The sequence below is a fragment of the Streptomyces sp. NPDC057099 genome (assembly GCF_042671245.1).
Classification (GTDB): Bacteria; Actinomycetota; Actinomycetes; order Streptomycetales; family Streptomycetaceae; genus Streptomyces; species Streptomyces purpurascens.
The window spans coordinates 147887-168952 of record NZ_JBHUTX010000010.1 but is presented as its reverse complement, the minus strand read 5'-3'; the positions used below and the strand labels follow the sequence as shown (position 1 = coordinate 168952).

The window sequence follows — 21066 nt, the reverse complement described above, 5'->3', positions numbered from 1 at the left end:
GCGTGTCATGCGTCGCCGCCCGCGGCCCCCGGGTCGGCCGCCGCCACGTCGAGCAGCTGGTACCGGTCGATGGCCTGCTTGAGCACCGACCGGTCGACCTTGCCCGCGTGGGCCAGCTCGGTCAGCACCGCCACCACGATCGACTGCGCGTCGATGTGGAAGAACCGGCGGGCCGCGCCCCGCGTGTCGGCGAAGCCGAAGCCGTCCGCGCCGAGCGACTGGTACGTCTGCGGCACCCAGCGCGCGATCTGGTCCGGAACCGACCGCATCCAGTCGGACACGGCCACGACCGGCCCCTGCGCGTCGGCCAGCTTCCGCGTCACATACGGCACCCGCTGCTCCTCCTCGGGGTGCAGCAGGTTGTGCCGCTCGCAGTCCACGGCCTCGCGCCGCAGCTCGTTCCAGGAGGTCGCCGACCAGACGTCGGCCTTGACGTTCCACTCCCGCGCGAGGATCTGCTGCGCCTCGACCGCCCACGGCACCGCGACACCGGACGCCATGATCTGCGCCGGGATCGAGCCCTCCGTGCCCTCGCTGAAGCGGTGGACGCCCTTGAGGATGCCCTCGACGTCCACGTCCGACGGCTCGGCCGGGTGCTGGATCGGCTCGTTGTAGACGGTCAGGTAGTAGAAGACGTCCTCGCCGTGCGGGTGCTCCTCGGAGCCGCCGTACATCCGGCGCAGGCCGTCCTGCACGATGTGGGCGATCTCGAAGCCGAACGCCGGGTCGTACGCCACACAGCCGGGGTTCGTGGAGGCCAGCAGCTGGGAGTGGCCGTCGGCGTGCTGGAGGCCCTCACCGGTCAGCGTCGTACGGCCCGCGGTCGCCCCCAGGACGAAACCGCGCGCCAGCTGGTCGGCCATCTGCCAGAACTGGTCGCCGGTGCGCTGGAAGCCGAACATCGAGTAGAAGACGTAGACCGGGATCAGTGGCTCGCCGTGGGTGGCGTAGGCCGAGCCGGCCGCGATCAGCGAGGCCGTGCAGCCCGCCTCCGAGATGCCGTCGTGCAGCATCTGGCCGTTCGGGGACTCCTTGTAGGCGAGCAGCAGATCACGGTCGACCGACTCGTACTGCTGGCCGAGCGGGTTGTAGATCTTCGCACTCGGGAAGAACGAGTCCATGCCGAACGTGCGGTACTCGTCCGGCGCGATCAGTACGAACCGCTTGCCGATCTCCTTGTCCCGCATGAGGTCCTTGAGGAGCCGGACAAAGGCCATCGTCGTCGCGATGGACTGCTGTCCCGAACCCTTCTTCACGGTCGCGTACGTCTTTTCCTCGGGGAGAGGCAGCGGCTTGGACCGCACGACACGTGTCGGGACGTAACCGCCGAGTCCCTTGCGGCGGTCGTGCATGTACTGGATCTCCTCCGAGTCCCGGCCCGGGTGGTAGTACGGCGGGACGCCGGACTCCAGCTCCTGGTCCGAGATCGGCAGGTGGAGGCGGTCGCGGAAGCGCTTGAGGTCGTCGACCGTCAGCTTCTTCATCTGGTGCGTGGCGTTGCGGCCCTCGAAGTTCGGGCCCAGCGTCCAGCCCTTGATCGTCTTGGCGAGGATCACCGTCGGCTGGCCCTTGTGCTCGGCCGCCGCCTTGTAGGCCGCGAAGATCTTCTTGTGGTCGTGACCGCCGCGCCCCAGGTGCAGGACCTGGTCGTCGGTCATGCCCTCGACCATGGCGCGCAGCCGGTGGTCGTCGCCGAAGAAGTGGTCGCGGATGTACGCGCCGGTCTCCGTGGCGTACGTCTGGAACTGTCCGTCGGGCGTGGTGTTCATCCGGTTGACCAGCACGCCGTCGCGGTCCTGGGCGAGCAGCGGGTCCCAGCTGCGGTCCCACACCAGCTTGATCACGTTCCAGCCGGCGCCACGGAAGATCGACTCCAGCTCCTGGATGATCTTGCCGTTGCCGCGCACCGGACCGTCGAGGCGCTGCAGGTTGCAGTTGACGACGAACGTGAGGTTGTCCAGGCCCTCGCGGGCGGCGATGGACAGCTGGCCCAGCGACTCCGGCTCGTCCATCTCGCCGTCGCCGAGGAACGCCCACACCTGCGACTTCGAGGTGTCGGCGATCCCGCGCGCGTGCATGTAGCGGTTCATCCGCGCCTGGTAGATCGCGCCGATCGGGCCGAGGCCCATCGACACCGTCGGGAACTCCCAGAAGTCCGGCATCAGACGCGGGTGCGGGTACGACGACAGGCCGTACGGGGCCTTGGACTTCTCCTGGCGGAAGCCGTCCAGGTGCTGCTCGCTGAGCCGGTCCAGCATGAAGGCGCGGGCGTAGATGCCCGGCGAGGCGTGGCCCTGGAAGAAGACCTGGTCGCCGCCGTCGCCCTCGTCCTTGCCGCGGAAGAAGTGGTTGAAGCCGACGTCGTAGAGGGACGCGGAGGACGCGAACGTGGCGATGTGGCCGCCGACGCCGATGCCGGGGCGCTGGGCCCTGGACACCATCACGGCCGCGTTCCAGCGGGTCGCGTTGAGGATCTTCCGCTCGATCTCCTCGTTGCCCGGGAAGAACGGCTCGCTCTTGGTCGGGATGGTGTTCACGTAGTCCGTGCTGCGCATCTCCGGCACGGCCACGCGCTTCTCGCGGGCCCGCTCGATCAGCCGCAGCATCAGATAGCGGGCGCGTTCCCGGCCGCGCTCGTCGACAGCGGCGTCGAGGGAGTCGAGCCACTCCTGCGTCTCTTCGGGGTCGAAGTCAGGAACCTGACTCGGAAGGCCGCCAATGATGATCGGGTTGCGATCGGATGCGGAAGCCACGCTGTTCCTTACCTGTCGGAGGGCCGTGCCGGGGCCGCTGCTTCGCTGAGGTCGCTGGGCGATGTCGCTGGGCTGCGCCGCCACCCATGGTCTACCTCGGCGCCGTAAACGTCATCTCTACCGAGCGGTAACCCGGGCGGGAACTCGGCTCTGTGACGTATGGGACGAATACATTCGAGTCTCGTACCCACAGACGATTCCCAAACGCCCAAACAGGGCAGAAAGGTGTGGTGTACGTCACCTCGGACCATGATGGTGTGCCTGGAGTTGCGGTGACACGGCCAGGATCGTCACCGTTTCGGCGGTCTGAACGGCCGGGTACTTGCGCGATCCGCCCCGCCCGTGTGGACTACGGCCAATGCTTCGCGCACGCGCGTGGCTGAGACATTCCCAAAACATGATCAGGAGGCAACCCGTGAGCGCGACCGCGGACCACGCGGAGGAGCGGACGAACCCTGCCGCCAGGCTGGGGTTCCAGCCCGGGCAGGTGGTCCAGGAGATCGGCTACGACGACGACGTGGACCAGGAACTCCGTGAAGCCATCGAAGGCATTGTGGAGAGCGACCTGGTGGACGAGGACTACGACGACGTGGCCGACGCCGTTGTGCTGTGGTTCCGTGACGACGACGGCGACCTGACGGACTCGCTGGTCGATGCCACCACGTACATCGAAGAGGGCGGCGCGATCCTGCTCCTCACGCCGAAGACCGGCCGTTCGGGCTATGTGGAGCCGAGCGACATCTCGGAGGCCGCCACTACGGCGGGTCTGACGGCGTCCAAGAGCGTCAGCGTCGGAAAGGACTGGAGCGGCAGCCGGCTGGCCACGCCGAAGGCCGCCAAGTCCAAGCGTTAGTCGTTCGGACGGGGCGGGTCGACTGTTGTCGGCCCGCCCATCGGCATGTCCCGGTTCCTGCGTAGGGTGGGTCCACCCGAGAAGCCGCACGAAGGGACATCCACCACGATGGCGATCCAGGCCGGCGAGAAGGCCCCCGACTTCGAGCTCAAGGACAACCACGGCGCGAGCGTGAAGCTGTCCGACTTCCGCGGCGAGAAGAACGTCGTGCTGCTCTTCTACCCCTTCGCCTTCACCGGCGTGTGCACCGGCGAGCTGTGCGAGCTGCGCGACAACCTGCCGCAGTTCTCCGACCGCGACACCCAGCTGCTCGCCGTCTCCAACGACTCCATCCACACCCTGCGGGTCTTCGCCGAGCAGGAGGGTCTGGAGTACCCGCTGCTGTCGGATTTCTGGCCGCACGGCAACGTCTCGCGGGACTACGGCGTCTTCGACGAGGACAAGGGCTGCGCCGTACGCGGCACCTTCGTCATCGACAAGGAGGGCGTCGTGCGGTGGACCGTCGTCAACGGCCTGCCGGACGCGCGCGACCTGAACGACTACGTGAAGGCGCTCGACTCCCTGTGACGCCGGTCGGGCGTCATGTGCCCGACACCCGCTGAATTCCAGGCTTCAGGGCCTGGGTGGGGCGGGAACCCGTCACTAGGATCGACTCGTTGATCCGACATCCGAGCACAACGGGGCATCCCGCCCCAGAACACCAATGGAGGACTCGTGGGAGTCAGCCTCAGCAAGGGCGGCAACGTATCGCTTAGCAAGGAGGCGCCGGGCCTGACCGCGGTCATCATCGGTCTGGGGTGGGACATCCGCACCACGACCGGCACGGACTTCGACCTGGACGCCAGCGCGCTGCTGCTGAACAACTCCGGCAAGGTCGGCAACGACCAGCACTTCATCTTCTTCAACAACCTCAAGACGCCGGACGGCTCCGTCGAGCACACCGGCGACAACCTCACCGGTGAGGGCGAGGGTGACGACGAGCAGATCAAGGTCGACCTCGCCACCGTCCCGGCCGACGTAGAGAAGATCGTCTTCCCGGTCTCGATCTACGACGCCGAGACCCGCCAGCAGTCCTTCGGACAGGTGCGCAACGCGTTCATCCGCGTCGTGAACCAGGCCGGCGGCACCGAGATCGCCCGGTACGACCTGAGCGAGGACGCCTCCACCGAGACCGCCATGGTCTTCGGTGAGCTCTACCGCCACGGCGCGGAGTGGAAGTTCCGCGCCATCGGCCAGGGCTACGCCTCGGGCCTGCGCGGCATCGCGCAGGACTTCGGCGTGAACGTCTGAGCCGACGAGCTCAAGGTCTCACCACCCGGCGCCGCACGGTTTACGTGCGGCGCCGGACGTGCAGGACCACCTGAGAAACGACAGGGGAGGGAATCATGGGTGTCACGCTCGCCAAGGGAGGCAATGTCTCCCTGTCCAAAGCCGCACCGAACCTCACGCAGGTGATGATCGGGCTCGGCTGGGACGCGCGCTCCACCACCGGAGCCCCCTTCGACCTCGACGCCAGCGCTCTGGTGTGCAGCGGTGGGCGGGTGCTCGGGGACGAGTGGTTCGTGTTCTACAACCAGCTCAAGAGCCCGGACGGCTCGGTGGAGCACACCGGTGACAACCTCACCGGTGAGGGCGACGGCGACGACGAGTCGCTCCTGATCGACCTCTCCAAGGTGCCGTCGCAGTGCGACAAGATCGTGTTCCCCGTCTCCATCCACATGGCCGACGAGCGCGGCCAGACCTTCGGCCAGGTCAGCAACGCCTTCATCCGCGTCGCGAACCAGGCGGACGGCCAGGAACTCGCCCGCTACGACCTGAGCGAGGACGCCTCCACGGAGACCGCGATGATCTTCGGCGAGGTCTATCGCTACCAGGGCGAATGGAAGTTCAGGGCGGTGGGACAGGGGTACGCGTCGGGGCTGCGGGGCATCGCGCTCGACTTCGGGGTCAGCGTCTCATAACGCGTTATGAGCAAAATCCGGGGCCCGGTGGGGTATGGAGGGGGCCGGACTAGACTTCGGCTTCAAAAGTTCGTAAAGCCGGGTACGGCGCGGGGGAGCCCCGTACACACACGATTGGGTAGCCAGTGGTTCTGAAAACCTTCGGGTGGTCGTTCGCGGTCACCGCGCTCGGCCTGGTCGCAGCGGTTCTCTACGGAGGGTGGACCGCGTTCGGCGTCGTAGCGATCCTGTCCGTCCTCGAGATCTCGCTGTCCTTCGACAACGCGGTGGTCAACGCCGGGATCCTGAAGAAGATGAATGCCTTCTGGCAGAAGATCTTCCTCACGATCGGCATCCTGATCGCCGTCTTCGGCATGCGACTGGTCTTCCCCGTCGTGATCGTCGCGATCAGTGCCCAGCTGGGGCCGATCGAGGCCGTCGACCTCGCGCTCACCGACAAGGACCAGTACCAGCAGTACGTCACCGACGCCCACCCGTCGATCGCCGCCTTCGGTGGCATGTTCCTGCTGATGATCTTCCTCGACTTCATCTTCGAGGACCGGGACATCAAGTGGCTCGGCTGGCTGGAGCGCCCGCTGGCCAAGCTCGGCAAGGTCGACATGCTGTCGGTCTGCATCGCCCTGATCGTCCTGCTGATCTCCTCGATGACCTTCGGCGCCAACGCCCACCAGCACGGCGGCACCCACGCCGACAAGGCGGAGACCGTCCTGCTCTCCGGTGTCGCGGGTCTGATCACCTACATGATCGTCGGCGGCCTCTCCGGCTACTTCGAGGACAAGCTCGAAGAGGAGGAGGAGCGCGAGCACGAGGCCGAGGAGAAGGCCGCCCGCGAAGGCAAGCCCAAGTCGGCCGTCAAGCTGGCCGGCAAGGCCGCGTTCTTCATGTTCCTCTACCTCGAGGTCCTGGACGCCTCCTTCTCCTTCGACGGCGTGATCGGCGCCTTCGCCATCACCAACGACATCGTCCTGATGGCCCTCGGCCTCGGCATCGGCGCCATGTACGTCCGGTCCCTCACGGTCTACCTGGTCCGCGAGGGCACCCTCGACGACTACGTCTACCTGGAGCACGGCGCGCACTACGCGATCGGCGCGCTCGCCCTGGTCCTGCTCGTCACCATCCAGTACGAGATCAACGAGTTCATCACCGGCCTCATCGGTGTCGTGCTGATCGGCGCCTCCTTCTGGTCCTCCGTGCGCCGCAACCGCGCCATCGCGGCGGCCGAGGGAAAAGCCGGCTCGGACGAGAAGACTGAGGTCTCGTCCGGGGTGTGACACCCCTCCGGGTGAGGAACGCTCTGTGCGGGGCGGCTGCCGAGGCGAGTCCTCGGCGCCGCCCCGTCGGCTGTCACGGCCGTGGGACATGCGATGACCTGCGGTCTCCAAGTGAAGGTGGGGGGCGGAATGGGCCTGTTCGACGGACTCGGGCGCGGGCGGAACATGCAGTTCGACTCGGGCCACGCGGCAACGAACGCGATCGAGCTGACCAAGCGGCACGCGCAGATATCACTCACCAAGCAGGACGCGGCCACCGGCCATCTGCGCGTCAACCTGAGCTGGCGGATGCGCACGTCCGACATCGGCGGCCCGCAGCGCGAGAGCCTGCTGCGGCACCCCTTCCGGGCCCTCAAGCCACCTGAGGTCGTCGGCCACAGCCAGAGCATGGTCAACGTCGACCTCGACCTGGGCTGCCTCTACGAGCTCCAGGACGGCACCAAGGGCGTCGTCCAGCCCCTCGGCGGCTACTTCGGCGACGTCAACGCCCCGCCGTACGTCAAGCTCAGCGGCGACGACCGCTTCGGCTCCGGGTCCGGCGAGACGATGTACATCAACCTCGACCACCGCGACAACATCAAGCGGCTCCTGGTCTTCGTCTACATCTACGACCAGACACCCGCCTTCGACCGCACCCACGCCAGCGTCACCCTCTACCCGAGCAGCGGCCCGCGCATCGAGATCCACCTCGACGAACGCCAGCCGCAGGCACGCTCCTGCGCCGTCGTCATGATCGAGAAGATCAAGAACGACGAGATCATCGTGCGCCGCGAGGCGAAGTTCGTCTACGGCTTCCAGGCCGAGCTGGACCGGCTGTACGGGTGGGGCCTGCAGTGGGGCCGGGGCTACAAGACGAAGGTCGAGCGCTGAGGGCCCGCCTTTGAGAAGGCGGGCCCGCGGCTTCTCAGCGTCCGATGAACTGCGGGCCCTGCGGGGGCAGGCGGAAGTCCGGGTCGGGGGCCGCGGTGATCGGCGGCGGGTAGCCGTAGCCGGTCTGCGCCCCCGTGACGCCCGCCGCGGCAGGTGCCTGGGGGTAGCCGTACGCCGGCTGGGTGGTCGCGGGTTGCGGATAGCCGTACGCCGGCTGGGTCGTCGCCGGCTGCTGGGGCGGATACCCGTACGCGGGCTGCGCGGGGACGACGGTCGGCTGCTCCGGAGGCAGCGGCCTCGACACCTCGGGGGCGGGCTGCTGTGTGGTCGCCGCCGTGGTGGGCAGGCCCGTCGTCTCCTGCGCGGCCTCCGACTCGTCCACCGAGATGCCGTAGTCGGTCGCGAGCCCCTGGAGCCCGTTCGAATAGCCCTCGCCGAGCGCCCGGAACTTCCAGCCCTCGCCGCGCCGGTACAGCTCGCCGCAGATCAGGGCGGTCTCCTCGCCCGTCTCCGGCTTGACGTCGAAGTACGCCAGGGCTTCCGCCTCGGTGCCCGCCGCGTCGTACAGCAGGATGCGCAGCGCCTGTACGCGGTCGAACGGGATGCCGTCCGCCGATGCGACCAGCAGAATCCGGCTGACTCCCGACTCGACACCGGTGAGCTCTGTCTGGATCGTGTCGGTCAGGCCCTCGGCGACCCGCTTCTTGCCGAGCCGCCACACCTTCCCCGAGGGGTGCCGGGGCTGGTTGTAGAAGACGAAGTCCTCGTCGGAGCGCACACGACCGTCGGGGCCGAGGAGCAGCGCGGAGGCATCGACGTCCGGAACCCCCTGTCCGGTTGTCCAGCGCAGCACGGCGCGCACCGTGGTGGCTTCCAGCGGGACGTTCGACCCCTTCAGCATCGCGTGCGTCATGCGGTCATCCTGCCTTCTCGGTCCTGCTCACGACAACGCGGGGGCCGGGCGCCACGAGCGGCGCCGACGGCCGTCGCGGATTACCGTCGTCATGGCCGGGCCTGGCTGTGCTTGCCCGCGTTACCTGAAATTCATGCCTGATGGGAACCTCTGACATGGCCTTCTACGTACTATTACCGGCCACCTTTCGACGATTCGCAGGCCGCACGACCACCACGGGGGAGTTCCATGCGTCATTTCGGGCACATCGCCCCTGAGACGCGCACGCGTCTCTTCCACCGCGAGCCGTGCGTGTTCACGCCGGACTCCCCGGCCCGGCTGCTCGCGGCGGCCCTGGGCGCCACGCTCTACAGCCCTGCCACCCGGCCGCGCCTCGCCGACGACATCCTCAAGCAGGCCGGACGCGGTGTCGTCTCGATGGTGCTGTGCCTCGAGGACTCGATCGACGACGCGGACGTCGGCCCGGGCGAGGAGAACCTCGTCCGCCAGTTCAAGGCCCTCGACGGCCTCCCGGACGCGGACCTGCCCCTGCTGTTCATCCGGGTCCGTGCCCCCGAGCAGATCCCCGACCTGGTACGACGGCTCGGCACCTCCGCCCGGCTGCTGTCCGGATTCGTACTGCCGAAGTTCACCGCGGAGCGCGGCATCCCCTTCCTCGAGGCGCTGGCGAGCGCCGAGGCCGAAAGCGGCCGTCGGCTTTTCGCCATGCCTGTGCTGGAGTCGCCGGAGCTGCTCTACCGCGAGTCCCGTGTGGAGACCCTGGAGGGCATCTCCCGGGCCGTCGACAAGTACCGCGACCGCGTGCTGGCCCTGCGCCTCGGCGTGACGGACTTCTGCTCCTCCTACGGGCTGCGCCGAGGCCCCGACATGACGGCGTACGACGTGCAGATCGTCGCCTCCGTGATCGCCGACGTGGTGAACATGCTGGGCCGCGCCGACGGCACCGGCTTCACCGTGACCGGGCCGGTGTGGGAGTACTTCCGGGTCCAGGAGCGCATGTTCAAGCCGCTGCTGCGGCAGAGCCCCTTCCTCGAGGTGCAGGCCGCGGAACTGCGCGAGAAGCTGATCGAGCACGCCATGGACGGCCTGCTGAGGGAGATCTCCCTCGACCAGGCCAACGGCCTGCTGGGCAAGACCTGCATCCACCCCTCCCATGTGCTTCCGGTGCACGCCCTGTCGGTCGTCAGCCACGAGGAGTTCTCGGACGCCCAGGACATCCTGCGCCCCGAGCGGGGCGGCGGAGGTGTGCTTCGATCGTCGTACACGAACAAGATGAACGAGGTGAAGCCGCATCGGGCCTGGGCCGAGCGGACCCTGCTGCGTGCCGAGGTTTTCGGCGTGGCGAACGAGGACATCGGCTTCGTGGAACTGCTCGCCGCCGGCCTGCCCGGCTGACGCGGCCCGGCATCCGCGGGGCATCCGAAGAATCCGAACGGTTGGTGGAGAAGGCAGTGAACGAGGGGGTGTGCGGCGAGGTGCGCGACGAAGCGGGCGGTGTCTGGTCCGGCAGCTGGGTCGCGGAGCGGCTCGGCGTCGAGCTCGTCGGCGAGGACCGGCTGACCGACCTGCTGGGGCTGGCGCTGCGGCGCAACCCCAAGCGGGCCCATCTGCTGGTGTCGAACGTGCTGGGCAAGCATGTGCCGCAGTCGCCGTCCGTCGTCTACGGCCACGGCGTCGAGCTCGGCCGCCGGGTGCGAGCGCTGCTGGGCGAGGAGGAGTCGGCCCGGGCGGTCGTCCTCGGCTACGCGGAGACCGCGACCGGCCTCGGCCACTCCGTCGCCGACGGGCTGGGCCTCGCGCCCTACCTGCACTCCACGCGCCGCCCCGTCGCGGGTCTCGCGCCCGCCGGCGGCTTCGAGGAGGCCCACTCCCACGCGACCTCGCATCTGCTGCTGCCGGAGGATCCCGCGCTGCTGTCCGGGGACGGGCCGCTGGTCCTGGTCGACGACGAGTTCTCCACCGGGAACACGGTGCTGAACACTGTCCGTGATCTTCATGGACGGTATCCGCGGCGGAGGTATGTCGTGGTGGCGCTGGTGGACATGCGGTCGGCGGAGGACGCGGGGCGGCTGGAGGGGTTCGCGCGGGAGATCGGGGCGCGGGTGGATCTCGTGGCTGCGGCTTCCGGGACGGTGCGGCTGCCTGAGGGGGTGTTGGAGCGGGGGCAGGAGTTGGTGGCGCGGTACGAGTCCGTCCTAGGGGCGCGGGGAACTGCGCGAACAACCCCCACCGGCCCGCACCCGGACGACAACCGCACAGTCATAGACCTGCACTGGCCGGCCCACCTGCCGGACGGCGCCCGGCACGGGTTCACCCCGGCCCATCGGGAACAGTTGGAGGCCGCCCTGCCCGGCATGGCCGCCAGGATCGCCGACGCGCTGCCCGCAGACGCCCGCCGCGTGCACATCCTCGGCTTCGAAGAGCTGATGTACGCCCCCCTCCGACTCGCCGCCACGCTGGAGCGGACCGCGCCGGACATCGAGGTCCGTTACTCGACCACCACCCGCTCACCCGTCCTGGCCGTCGACGACCCCGGCTACGCGATACGCACCCGCCTCGCCTTCCCCGCCCACGACGACCCCGCGGACGGCCCGGGCGAACGGTACGCCTACAACGTCGCCGGCGCCGGCTTCGACGCCGTCGTCGCGGTGGTCGACTCGGCCGGGGACACCCCCGCACTGCACGCGCCCGACGGTCTGCTGGCCCGGCTCGCCGCGCACACGCCGCGGGTCCTGCTCGCCGTCATACCGTCGTACGCCCCCGAAAGGCCCTCCATGCTGCCCGAGCCCCTGCGCGGCCCCGACTTCTCCTCGTACGCGCCCGAGGAGGTCGGCTGGCTGCTCCAGGACCTCTCGGACGTGACGCTGGAGGCGCCGACCGAGGAGCGCGAGGAGGCCATCCAGAGCGGCGGCGCGCACTACGCGGAGTCGCTGCCCGTGGAGTACCAGCCGAGCGAGCAGTACCAGGAGCTGTTCCACGCCGCGCTGGCGGAGTCGGCGGCCCGTATCGCCCAGGCGGTCGGCGTGGTCACGGAGACGGTCCTCGCCGAGCGGGGGCCGCGCCCGGTGCTGGTCTCCCTGGCCCGGGCGGGAACCCCCGTCGGCATCCTGATGCGCCGCTGGGCCCGGTACCGCCACGGCCTCGACCTGCCGCACTACGCCGTCTCGATCGTCCGGGGCCGCGGCATCGACGCCAACGCGCTGCGCTGGCTCGCCGCGCACCACGACCCCCGGGACGTCGTCTTCGTCGACGGCTGGACCGGCAAGGGCGCCATCACCCGCGAACTCGCCCAGGCCCTGGAGGAGTTCGAGAAGTCCGACGGCATCACCGGCTTCAGCCCCGAGATCGCGGTCCTGGCCGACCCGGGCTCCTGCGTACGGATCTACGGCACCCGCGAGGACTTCCTCATCCCCTCCGCCTGCCTCAACTCCACGGTGTCCGGCCTGATCTCGCGGACCGTGCTGCGGGCGGACCTGGTCGGTCCGCACGACTTCCACGGCGCGAAGTTCTACCGCGAACTCACCGGCACCGACGTCTCGGTGACCTTCCTGGACGCCGTCTCCGCCCGCTTCCCCGAGGTCGAGGACGCGGCCTGCGCCCAGGCCAAGGACCTGCTCGCCGCCGACCGTTCGCCCACCTGGGAGGGCTGGGCCGCCGTCGAGCGCATCTGTGAGGAGTACGGCATCCACGACGTGAACCTCGTCAAGCCCGGCGTCGGCGAGACCACCCGGGTGCTGCTGCGCCGCGTGCCCTGGAAGGTCCTGGCCCGTGCCGGGGCGGGCAGCGACCTCGACCATGTACGCCTGCTGGCCGAGCAACGCGGCGTGCCCGTCGAGGAGGTCGCCGAACTGCCCTACACCTGCGTCGGGTTGATCCACCCCAAGTACACCCGGGGCGCGACCGGCGCCGACGGCAAGGCGGTGTCGGTCTGATGCCCGTACTCGTCGCGAGCGACCTCGATCGCACCCTGATCTACTCCGCCGCCGCCCTGGCGCTGACCATGCCGGACGCCCGGGCGCCCCGGCTGCTGTGCGTGGAGGTGCACGAGAGCAAGCCGCTGTCGTACATGACGGAGACGGCGGCCCGGCTCCTCACCGACCTGGGCGACGCGGCCGTGTTCGTGCCGACGACGACCCGGACGCGCAAGCAGTACCAGCGCATCAACCTGCCGGGCCCCGCCCCCACGTACGCGATCTGCGCGAACGGCGGCCAGCTCCTGGTGGACGGTGTCTCCGACCCCGACTGGCACGCCCGGGTGACCGCACGGCTGGCCGACCAGTGCGCGCCCCTCGCCGAGGTGCAGGAGCACCTGCTGAGGGCCGCCGACCCGGTCTGGGTGCGCAAGCACCGCGTCGCCGACGACCTGTTCGCCTACCTCGTCGTCGAGCGGGAACTGCTCGACGAGGAATGGGTGAAGGAACTCGCGGTGTGGGCGGAGAACCGCGGCTGGACCGTGTCCCTCCAGGGCCGCAAGATCTACGCCGTTCCCAAGCCGCTCACCAAGAGCGCGGCGATGCGCGAGGTCGCCCGCCGGACCGGCGCCGACCTCACCCTCGCCGCCGGCGACTCCCTGCTCGACGCCGACCTGCTCCTCGCGGCCGACCAGGGCTGGCGCCCGGGCCACGGGGAGCTGGCCGACACCGACTGGACGGCTCCCGCGGTCAGGGCGCTTCCCGAACGGGGTGTTCTCGCCGGGGAGCGGATCCTGCGGGAGTTCCTTGCCGCCGCCGGCCGGAGCCCGGGCGGCGCAGCGCCCGCAGCGCGATGAACACCAGCAGCGCGAGCGCCGCCCCGGCGAGGACCACCTTGGAGTAGGCGGAGACGATGTCGGTGACCTGGTGCCAGTTCGCGCCCAGGGTGTAGCCCGCGAGCACGAACACCGTGTTCCAGATCGCGCTGCCCAGGGTGGTCAGGCCCAGGAACACCGGCAGCCGCATGCGCTCGACACCCGCCGGTACGGAGATCAGGCTGCGGAAGATCGGGATCATCCGGCCGAAGAACACGGCCTTCGTGCCGTGCCGCAGGAACCACGCCTCGGTCCGCTCGATGTCCGAGATCTTCACCAGCGGCAGCCGGCCCGCCATCGCCACCGTCCGGTCACGGCCGAGCAGCGCCCCGATGCCGTACAGCGCGAGCGCGCCGATCACCGAGCCGGCCGTCGTCCACAGCAGGACGGCGATCAGGCTCATCCGCCCGCTGCTCGCGGCGAACCCGGCGAGCGGCAGGATCACCTCGCTGGGCAGCGGCGGGAACAGGTTCTCCAGGGCGATGGCGAGACCGGCACCCGGTGCGCCCAGCGCGTCCATGAGGTCGTTGACCCACTGCGGTCCGGCGTCCGCCGCGATGACTGTCATGCCGACCACGCTAGGGAAACGAAGCTGAAGGGCTCCTGAGGAAAGAGGTCAGCCGCAGCAGCCGCCCCCGCAGCAACCCCCGCCGCCACCGCCCGCGCCGGGTGCCGGGGCCGGGGCGGAGGCCGAGCCGGCCACCGCGACCGTGGAGAGGAGCTTCACGGTGTCGTCGTGACCCGACGGGCACGCCGCGGGAGCGGAGGACTCCGCCATGGGACGGCTCAGTTCGAAGGTGTCGCCGCAGGTCCGGCAGCGGTACTCGTAGCGAGGCATGCGCACAGGGTATCCGGCGTGGTCAAGGCCCGGTGGCGCCGCGTTCCTCGCGGATCAGGGAGACCACGCGGGCCACGGCCCGGCGGACCGCCTCCGTCTCCGTGAGGAAGTGCCAGTAGTCGGGGTGGCGGCCGTCGAGGGTGGCGATGGCGCGGTCCAGGCGGGACACGGCGTCGTCCAGGGGGCGGGCGTGCCGCGGGTCGGGGGTGTTGCGGCCGGCCATGGCGAGGCGCTGGGCGTCGCGGATGGCGAAGCGGGTGCGCTCGATCTCCTGCTGGGGGTCCTTCTGCACCGCGTTCAGGCGGTGCAGGCGGTCGCCGGCGGCCGAGACGGCCTCGTCGGTGCTGTTCAGCAGGGCCCGTGCGGTCGACAGCAGGGCCGTCGCGTCGGCCCAGCGCTGCTCGGCGCGGGCGGTCCGGGCCTCGGCCAGCTTGCTCTCGGCCTGGCGGACGTGTTCGGCGGCGTCGTCGGGGACGCGCTGGAGGTCCTGCCAGCAGGCCGCGGTGAAGCGGCGGCGGAGTTCGCTCAGGATCGGGTCCACCTGCTCGGAGCGGGTGGTCAGGGCCTGCGCGCGGGTGCGCAGGGAGACGAGCCGGTGGTCGATCTCGGCGGCGCGGTCCGGCAGCCGCTCGGCCTCCACACGGATCGCCTCGGCCTCCCGGGTGATCCGCTCGGCCCGCTCCAGGGTCTCCGGCACGCCATGCCGGCCGGCGCCCTGGTTCAGCTTGGTCAGCTCCGGGGAGAGGACGGCGAGCCGGGCGGCGAGGTCGTCCGCCTTCAGATTGGACGCTCGGACGGCGTCGAGGGCGTTGGAGGCGCCGAGCAGGGCCTGGCGGGCGCGCTCGACGGCGGGTGCGAGGCGGGCCAGCTGGGTCTCGGCCTTGCCGAGCAGCGGGCCGAGGCCGTCGGCGAAACGGTCCAGCTCCTGCTTGACCCGGCCCAGTTCCTCCTTGGCGGCGGTCAGCTCGGTGCGGGCGCGGGAGGCGGTCGAGGCCTCGAGGTCGTCGCGGTCGAGGTCGTGGGCGTCGACGGCGTTGATGTACCGGTGGCTGACCTCGTCGATACGGCCGCCCAGGGCGTCGAAATCGGCGACGGCACGCCGGGCGGCGGGGGAGTCGTCGACGGCGTTGATCGTCTCTATCGAGATGCGCAGGTCGCGCTGGGCGGTGTCCAGCTCGTAGAAGGCGGCCGCCGCGGCGTCCTTCGCGGCCTGGGCCTCGGCCCGCTGGCTCTCGGCACGGCCGCCGAACCAGCGCCGGGTGCCGCCGCCCGCGAAGGTGGCGGGCAGCGCCAGCGCGGCCACCAGCGGCAGCGCCATCAGGGTGAGCGTGTCCCGCAGCGCACGGCCCGGGGTGCGGGGGAGCGGGCGGCGCGGGCTGTGCGCGCGCGGCACCGACGGCGAATCCGGCTGCCTTGGTGTCGCCGTCACATCCCTCTCCCGTGCTGTTGTCCACCCTGCCCGGTGTCATTCTCCCACCGGTTGAGGACGAACACACGGGCCGGTCAGTTCGCTGTCCGGACCGTCACATTGCCGTCGCCGGTCCGGGCGGACACCACATGGGAGCTGCTCTCGTCCCGGGGCACGGACACATCCGCCCCGCCGTCGCCGGTCTCGGTGGTCACGCGGTACTTCGCCTCGGGCAGCGCGATGGTCACGGAACCGTCGCCGCCGCGGGACTCCACGCGGTCCGGTACGACGCCCAGTTCGAGGCGGGCCGAGCCGTCGCCGGTGTGGGTGCGGATGTCACGGGAGGAGACCTGCGCGCGGATGGATCCGTCGCCGGTGCGCAGGTCCAGGGGCCCGGTGGTGTCGGTGACGCGGACGGAGCCGTCGCCCGTACGAATGCTCAGGGGGTCCCGGAAGCCCCGGGCACGCACGCTGCCGTCGCCGTCCTGGACCTTCACGGTGATGCCCCGGGGCACCTCGATGCGGTGCTTGGCCGCGCAGTCCGCGACGACGCCGGAGCACTTCAGCCGCAGCACCAGCCGGTCGTCCCGCATCGACCAGGTGACCTTGGGCTCCTTGCCGACGACGACCGAGCCCTTGAACCACCGGGTGACCTCGATCTTCCCCGCCGCGTTCTCGTCGGCGGCGACGATCTCCAGGGCCGAGTCGTCGGAGTCGACGGTCAGGGTGCGCCCCTGGAGGCCGAAGGACCGCAGCTCGGGATCGGTGTCGTCCCCGGCGGACGCCCCACAGGCACTGAGCCCGCCGACGAGAACGGCCACGGCACCGGCGACGGCGATCGCGCGGACGGAAGCGGTGCGGGTGGTGCCGGCGGTGCGGATGGTGCGGGCCATGACGATCTCCCCCTGGGCGGACGACGAGCGCTCCCTGAGCGCTCTACGACCGTATGGATCCGGGGCCCGCGCGGGGATCCGGGCCACTCCCGGATCAAGGGTGGGGTTATCCCCCGGGGCTCCCTCACGAACAAGGGTTTGCGAGACGGTGCCCCGGGCAATGTAGGCTGTCGACTCGTCCTGGGCATGTGGCCTGGGAAGCCGGGTGCGTAGCTCAGGGGTAGAGCGCCTGCCTTACAAGCAGGATGTCGGCGGTTCGAAACCGTCCGCGCCCACCGGATCATCGAAAAACGCCCCGGGCCGATATCGGCCCGGGGCGTTTCTCTACTATGGGCACCGTGAACAGCCCCCTCCAGCGTGCCCCGCGGCAAGTCGTGCGGCGGTGGCGTGTGTTGTGTGTGCTGGGGCTGTTGGCGGGGTTGCTGGGGATGCATGGGCTGGCGCCCGGTGGGGGTGTCCCGCAGGGGATGCACGTGCCGAACAGTCACGCACCTCAGACGCACTCCCAGGCCATGCCCTACGCGCACTGCGGTGGCGGGTCCGTCCATCATGCCGACGCGACCTGTGCGTCGGGTGCCCTGAGCGGTGGGCCGGTGTTGCCCCCGCTCGTTCCCGACCCGGTCCCTGCGGGCGCGGGGGAGGGCGCCGTACGGGTGTTGGCGGTCGCGGAGGCGGAGGGTGCGCGTGCACCGCCGTCCCTCGCCGAGCTTCAGCTTCTGCGGATTTAGACACCGCGCACGCATCGCGCCGGGGGCGAGGCCCCTACCGGTGCGGTGCGTCGACGTGTCCGGAATCCCCTTTCCCTCCTTGCAGAAGCAGGAGTTCACAGATGAACAGCACGTACAGCATCCGTACCCTCACGCGCCGGGCCGCCCTCGTGGTGGCGGCCGGTGCCGGCGCGTTCCTCCTCGCCGCGTGCGGCGGGGACGGCGGCGACGGCGGCGGCAGTGCGCACAACGCCCAGGACGTCTCCTTCGCGCAGGGCATGATCCCGCACCACCGGCAGGCGCTGGAGATGGCGCGGCTGGCCGAGGGGCGGGCCGCGTCCGGTGCGGTCAAGGACCTGGCGGCTCGGGTCGAGAAGGCGCAGGACCCGGAGATCAGGACCATGACCGGCTGGCTGGAGCAGTGGGGCGAGGACGCCCCCGGGGCTGAGGGCGGCATGGATCACTCCGCAGCGGGCCACTCCGGCATGCCCGGGATGATGGGCGGCGAGGACATGGCCGAGCTGGAGAAGGCCGAGGGCAAGGCCTTCGACACGAAGTTCCTGGCCCTGATGGTCGAGCATCACGAGGGTGCCGTGAAGATGGCCGCCCTTGAGGAGAGCGAGGGCCGGTACGGGCCCGCCAAGGCCATGGCCGGTGACATCGTCGCCGCGCAGAACGCCGAGATCGGCCAGATGAACAAGCTCCTGGGCAAGAGTCGCGGCTGACGCCCCCCGCGGTTACGAGGCTCCGTCGGTCTCCTCCGGCGGAGCCTCGTGCGCGTGCTTCAGCAGGGAGCGGGCCATCACCCGCTCGGGGCCGGTGAGTTCGGACCAGTAGCGGTGCGTGCTGATGAACACCGCGAGTTCGTGCTCCCGCCGGCGGAGCTTCTCCACCTCGGCCTGTTCGTCGGCGCTCCAGCCGGGGGAGGCGGGGCGCTCGACCTTGCGCCAGCCGTTGTCGTCGCTGAAGCCGTCCACCGGCTCCACCGACCAGGGCAGCCGCTTCAGCAGGACCGACAGCTCGGCGCGGACCTGATGGAGTTCCTCCTGACCGGCGAGGAGGTCACTCGGAAAGTCATAGGTCGTAGCCACGACCCAATGATACGCCTGTTCGAATTTGAGTGGCGAGTCTCTTCCCGTGGTTCACGCGAGCCTGTGCTCTCCCGACAGCTCGCCCACCACCCGGGCCGTCACCGGAGCCGGAACGCCGTGCCGCTCGGCCGCGCGGAGCAACGCGCCGCCGATGGCGTCCAGTTCGAGGGGGCGGCCCGCCTCGGCGTCGCGTTGCATCGACGACTTCGTCGAGGGCGGGAAGGCGTCGTAGCGGGCGAGGGCCTGGGCCGGATCGGCCGGGCCGCCGCACGCGCGGCTGATCGCGGCCGTCTCCTCCACCAGGGCCGTCAGCTCGTCGCGGTGACGGGTGCGGACCTCGCCGAGGGGGAGGCCGTAGTGCGTGGTGAGCAGGGCGAAGGGGGCCAGGAACGACATCTTCGCCCACAGGGTCGCCGCCTCGTCGTCCTGGACGCGGGTGGCCGGTCCGGCGGCGGTGAGGGCCTCGGCGAGGGTGTCGAGGCGGGCGCGGGGCACCGCCGTACCGGTCAGGTCGATCTCCGCGAAGGGGCTGCCGTGTTCGATGGCGCCCGGGGCGGTCCGGGTCGACTCGACGCGGATGACGGCCGGGGCGACGCGGTCCGGGCGGTAGCGGGTGCGCAGGGCCGCCGGGTGTTCGACGCCGTTCAGGAACGGTACGAGGAGGCCGTCGGCCAGTGCGGGTGCGGGGACGCGCGTCAGGGCGGCGTCGAGGGAGGTGTGCTTGACGGTCACCAGGCACGCGTCGACCGGTTCACGCAGCTCCGTGTCCGCCTCGACCGGGGCCGTGAAGTCGCCGAAGTGCGTGCTGCGGACCCGGATGCCGTCCGTGCGCAGGGTCCGGGCCGTCTCCTCGCCGGACAGGCAGATCACGCGGTGGCCGGCGCGGGAGAGCAGCGCGGCGAGCAGGCCGCCCACGCCGCCGGGGCCCAGGACGGCCACGCTGAGTTCGTTCCTCATGTCGGGTTCCTCTCGTCGGTCGGCCCCGGAGTGGTGGCCGCCTCGCGGAGATCATGACAGTGGTCGCTGTCGTACGGGGGCCGAAAGGGTGAGACTGGGGGCATGTGCCGGAGCATCAAGACACTTCGTCCCCCCGCGATGGCCGAGGAGGCCACGGCGGACGACATTCGGGCTGCCGCGTTGCAGTACGTGCGGAAGGTCTCGGGATTCCGTGCCCCCGCCGCTCACAACCAGGAGGTGTTCGACCGCGCCGTGGAGGCCATCGCCGAGGCCACGGAGGAGTTGCTGGACGGACTGGAGATCCGCGGCGCCGCCCCTCGCCGCGCGAGCTGAGGTCCAGCGGCCCTCACGAAGACAGTTCCTACGACGCTTCCGACGGCTGCGGCGCCCTCTTCATGACGTACGCCGCCCCGGCCCCCGCCCCGAACAACGCCCCCACCGACACCGCCGTCGCCAGCCAGCTCGCGCCCAGCCAGTGGGCGCCGAACCAGCCCAGGGCGACGCTGTACGCGGCCCAGGTCAGGCCGGCCAGGGCCGACCAGGGGAGGAAGTCGCGGGCGCGGCGGTGGGCGGCGCCCGCGCCGAGGGAGACGACCGAGCGGCCGGCGGGAGCGAAGCGCGCGAGGACGACGAGCGCGCCGCCGCCCCGGGCCAGCGCCGTGCCGAGACGTTCCTGCGCGGCGGTCAGGCGCCGGGAGCGGGAGATCGCCCGGTCCAGACGGGCGCCGCCCCGCCAGGCGAGGCGGTAGGCGACCAGGTCACCCAGGACGGAGGCGGTGGCCGCGCAGAGGGTCAGTGCCAGGATGTCGGGCACATCGGTCGCCGTGCCCGCGGCCGCCGCCGTGGCCACCGTGATCACCAGGACGCCGCTGGGCAGCACCGGCAGGAACACGTCGAGCAGGATGGACAGGGCCACCACCGCGTAGATCCATGGGCTGCCGATCAGCGACCCCACCTGCTCCAGCACCGCAACTCCCCGTGAATCCCCCGTGGGCCAGACCGTGCCGCGATGTCGCACGGGGAGCGGCAGGAATGGCCATGACAGCCATACAGCGTACGCCTGGGGTGTGACGGGCCGTTCACGGGGTTCGCCCTGAGTCGTCACCCGGCTGCCATGTCCCGGAGGGCGCCGGGCGCGGGTGTCCCGTAGCAACAGAAGGGCTGAATCAGACACAAGGCGAGGAACGGTACACACCATGCTGGCAGGGATATGCGCGAGCGCCGTCGTGACGGCTTTGTTCGCCGGTGGTCCGGTCGGTGCCGGGGCTGTCGAGGGTTACTCGGTGCGGGCGCAGGCCCGGTTCGACGTGCCCGGCGCGGCGGACCGGCCGGTGGCGCTGACGTACGACAGGAGTCTTGTTCCGGTGGGCTCGTGGATCGAGGTTCGTCAGCACACCGCGCCCGGCGGCCCGACGACCGTACGGCTGAAGGTGGCCGGCATGAAGCCCGGCCACGCCTACGGCGTCCATGTGCACCAGAAGCCCTGCGGCGCCGACCCGGAGGCCGCCGGCGGGCACTACCAGCACCGGCCGTCCGGCGAGGCGCACCATGTCAGCCCCGAGAACGAGGTCTGGCTGGACTTCACGGCCGACCGGCGCGGCGCGGGTGCGGCGAGTGCCCGGCACGACTGGGGCTTCCGGCCGGGCGAGGCGTCCTCGGTCGTGATCCACGACGTGCCCGGCGGCGCAGGGGCCCGGGCGGCCTGCTTCACGGTGCCGTTCGAGCCGGTGGGCAGGGACGAGTAGACGACGCGCCGGACAGCGGA

Annotated in this window: 22 protein-coding genes and 1 tRNA gene; 14 read left to right on the top strand and 9 right to left on the bottom strand. The window is 70.6% G+C overall.

All coding sequences use genetic code 11. From position 1 onward, the window contains the following. Nucleotides 1-5: 5 nt before the first annotated feature. On the bottom strand, nucleotides 6-2753 hold the full coding sequence (gene aceE, locus ACFT4A_RS16720; RefSeq protein ID WP_382830591.1) for a pyruvate dehydrogenase (acetyl-transferring), homodimeric type: 2748 nt from the start codon (nucleotides 2751-2753) through the stop codon (nucleotides 6-8). Between the two features lie 415 nt (nucleotides 2754-3168). On the opposite strand from aceE, the gene ACFT4A_RS16715 reads away from it, so the two are divergent. From ACFT4A_RS16715 to ACFT4A_RS16690, 6 genes are all read left to right on the top strand, one after another. Beyond that, nucleotides 3169-3606, top strand: coding sequence for a DUF3052 domain-containing protein (locus ACFT4A_RS16715; protein WP_039932421.1), 438 nt, complete (start codon nucleotides 3169-3171; stop codon nucleotides 3604-3606). A gap of 108 nt (nucleotides 3607-3714) precedes the next feature. Further along, on the top strand, nucleotides 3715-4173 hold the full coding sequence (locus ACFT4A_RS16710; RefSeq protein WP_382830589.1) for a peroxiredoxin: 459 nt from the start codon (nucleotides 3715-3717) through the stop codon (nucleotides 4171-4173). A gap of 147 nt (nucleotides 4174-4320) precedes the next feature. After that, on the top strand, nucleotides 4321-4896 hold the full coding sequence (locus tag ACFT4A_RS16705) for a TerD family protein (RefSeq protein ID WP_184592174.1): 576 nt from the start codon (nucleotides 4321-4323) through the stop codon (nucleotides 4894-4896). A gap of 95 nt (nucleotides 4897-4991) precedes the next feature. Beyond that, complete coding sequence (locus ACFT4A_RS16700) at nucleotides 4992-5567, top strand: TerD family protein (RefSeq protein ID WP_382830585.1); 576 nt, start codon at nucleotides 4992-4994, stop codon at nucleotides 5565-5567. 125 nt (nucleotides 5568-5692) lie between these two features. After that, nucleotides 5693-6838, top strand: coding sequence for a DUF475 domain-containing protein (locus tag ACFT4A_RS16695; RefSeq protein WP_382830583.1), 1146 nt, complete (start codon nucleotides 5693-5695; stop codon nucleotides 6836-6838). A gap of 129 nt (nucleotides 6839-6967) precedes the next feature. Further along, entirely contained in the window at nucleotides 6968-7708 is a 741-nt protein-coding gene (locus ACFT4A_RS16690; RefSeq protein WP_382830580.1) for a Tellurium resistance, read from the top strand. 34 nt (nucleotides 7709-7742) lie between these two features. On the opposite strand, the gene ACFT4A_RS16685 is transcribed toward ACFT4A_RS16690, so the two are convergent. Beyond that, nucleotides 7743-8621: a TerD family protein gene (locus ACFT4A_RS16685; protein ID WP_382830577.1), complete on the bottom strand. Its 879-nt coding sequence runs from the start codon at nucleotides 8619-8621 to the stop codon at nucleotides 7743-7745. A 228-nt stretch (nucleotides 8622-8849) separates the two neighbouring features. Between ACFT4A_RS16685 and ACFT4A_RS16680 the strand changes: the two genes are divergently transcribed. From ACFT4A_RS16680 to ACFT4A_RS16670, 3 genes are read left to right on the top strand one after another with little or no spacing between them, the layout of a single operon-like run. After that, the gene (locus tag ACFT4A_RS16680; RefSeq protein WP_382830575.1) at nucleotides 8850-10016 is read left to right on the top strand and encodes an HpcH/HpaI aldolase/citrate lyase family protein; all 1167 of its coding nucleotides are present in this window, start codon (nucleotides 8850-8852) and stop codon (nucleotides 10014-10016) included. Nucleotides 10017-10060: 44 nt separating this feature from the next. Further along, on the top strand, nucleotides 10061-12553 hold the full coding sequence (locus ACFT4A_RS16675; RefSeq protein WP_382830572.1) for a phosphoribosyltransferase: 2493 nt from the start codon (nucleotides 10061-10063) through the stop codon (nucleotides 12551-12553). Then, nucleotides 12553-13389: an HAD family hydrolase gene (locus ACFT4A_RS16670; RefSeq protein ID WP_382830569.1), complete on the top strand. Its 837-nt coding sequence runs from the start codon at nucleotides 12553-12555 to the stop codon at nucleotides 13387-13389. Before ACFT4A_RS16675 ends, ACFT4A_RS16670 begins: the two co-directional genes overlap by 1 nt. Here the strand turns inward: ACFT4A_RS16670 and ACFT4A_RS16665 are convergent. The 4 genes from ACFT4A_RS16665 to ACFT4A_RS16650 form a co-directional block, all read right to left on the bottom strand. Further along, entirely contained in the window at nucleotides 13283-13975 is a 693-nt protein-coding gene (locus ACFT4A_RS16665; protein ID WP_382830567.1) for a DedA family protein, read from the bottom strand. The genes ACFT4A_RS16670 and ACFT4A_RS16665 overlap by 107 nt on opposite strands. 48 nt (nucleotides 13976-14023) lie before the next feature. Next, the gene (locus tag ACFT4A_RS16660) at nucleotides 14024-14245 is read right to left on the bottom strand and encodes a zinc ribbon domain-containing protein (RefSeq protein ID WP_382830565.1); all 222 of its coding nucleotides are present in this window, start codon (nucleotides 14243-14245) and stop codon (nucleotides 14024-14026) included. Between the two features lie 22 nt (nucleotides 14246-14267). After that, the gene (locus ACFT4A_RS16655) at nucleotides 14268-15674 is read right to left on the bottom strand and encodes a hypothetical protein (protein ID WP_382830562.1); all 1407 of its coding nucleotides are present in this window, start codon (nucleotides 15672-15674) and stop codon (nucleotides 14268-14270) included. Between the two features lie 74 nt (nucleotides 15675-15748). Continuing rightward, complete coding sequence (locus ACFT4A_RS16650; protein ID WP_382830560.1) at nucleotides 15749-16546, bottom strand: DUF4097 family beta strand repeat-containing protein; 798 nt, start codon at nucleotides 16544-16546, stop codon at nucleotides 15749-15751. 203 nt (nucleotides 16547-16749) lie between these two features. Between ACFT4A_RS16650 and ACFT4A_RS16645 the strand changes: the two genes are divergently transcribed. The 3 genes from ACFT4A_RS16645 to ACFT4A_RS16635 all read left to right on the top strand — a co-directional run bounded on the left by ACFT4A_RS16645 (nucleotide 16750) and on the right by ACFT4A_RS16635 (nucleotide 17978). Next, nucleotides 16750-16821: transfer RNA gene (locus ACFT4A_RS16645), tRNA-Val, on the top strand. Next, the gene (locus tag ACFT4A_RS16640) at nucleotides 16792-17274 is read left to right on the top strand and encodes a DUF6153 family protein (protein WP_382830558.1); all 483 of its coding nucleotides are present in this window, start codon (nucleotides 16792-16794) and stop codon (nucleotides 17272-17274) included. The genes ACFT4A_RS16645 and ACFT4A_RS16640 overlap by 30 nt, the downstream gene beginning before the upstream one ends. A gap of 101 nt (nucleotides 17275-17375) precedes the next feature. Further along, nucleotides 17376-17978, top strand: a complete 603-nt coding sequence (locus ACFT4A_RS16635) for a DUF305 domain-containing protein (RefSeq protein WP_382830556.1) — start codon at nucleotides 17376-17378, stop codon at nucleotides 17976-17978. 12 nt (nucleotides 17979-17990) lie between these two features. Here ACFT4A_RS16635 and ACFT4A_RS16630 read toward each other — a convergent pair whose 3' ends face one another. Together ACFT4A_RS16630 and ACFT4A_RS16625 are read right to left on the bottom strand one after the other, a co-directional pair. Beyond that, the gene (locus ACFT4A_RS16630) at nucleotides 17991-18344 is read right to left on the bottom strand and encodes a hypothetical protein (RefSeq protein ID WP_382830554.1); all 354 of its coding nucleotides are present in this window, start codon (nucleotides 18342-18344) and stop codon (nucleotides 17991-17993) included. Between the two features lie 51 nt (nucleotides 18345-18395). Beyond that, on the bottom strand, nucleotides 18396-19301 hold the full coding sequence (locus tag ACFT4A_RS16625; RefSeq protein WP_382830553.1) for a ketopantoate reductase family protein: 906 nt from the start codon (nucleotides 19299-19301) through the stop codon (nucleotides 18396-18398). A gap of 102 nt (nucleotides 19302-19403) precedes the next feature. Here ACFT4A_RS16625 and ACFT4A_RS16620 point away from each other — a divergent pair, with 102 nt between their 5' ends. Next, nucleotides 19404-19634: a DUF2277 domain-containing protein gene (locus ACFT4A_RS16620; RefSeq protein WP_382830551.1), complete on the top strand. Its 231-nt coding sequence runs from the start codon at nucleotides 19404-19406 to the stop codon at nucleotides 19632-19634. A gap of 28 nt (nucleotides 19635-19662) precedes the next feature. Here the strand turns inward: ACFT4A_RS16620 and ACFT4A_RS16615 are convergent, their stop codons facing one another. Continuing rightward, nucleotides 19663-20268 carry a DedA family protein gene (locus ACFT4A_RS16615; RefSeq protein ID WP_382830550.1) on the bottom strand — a complete coding sequence of 202 codons (606 nt, stop codon included), beginning with the start codon at nucleotides 20266-20268 and terminating at the stop codon, nucleotides 19663-19665. Between the two features lie 229 nt (nucleotides 20269-20497). Between ACFT4A_RS16615 and ACFT4A_RS16610 the strand changes: the two genes are divergently transcribed. Beyond that, complete coding sequence (locus ACFT4A_RS16610; RefSeq protein ID WP_382830548.1) at nucleotides 20498-21046, top strand: superoxide dismutase family protein; 549 nt, start codon at nucleotides 20498-20500, stop codon at nucleotides 21044-21046. Nucleotides 21047-21066 lie beyond the last annotated feature (20 nt).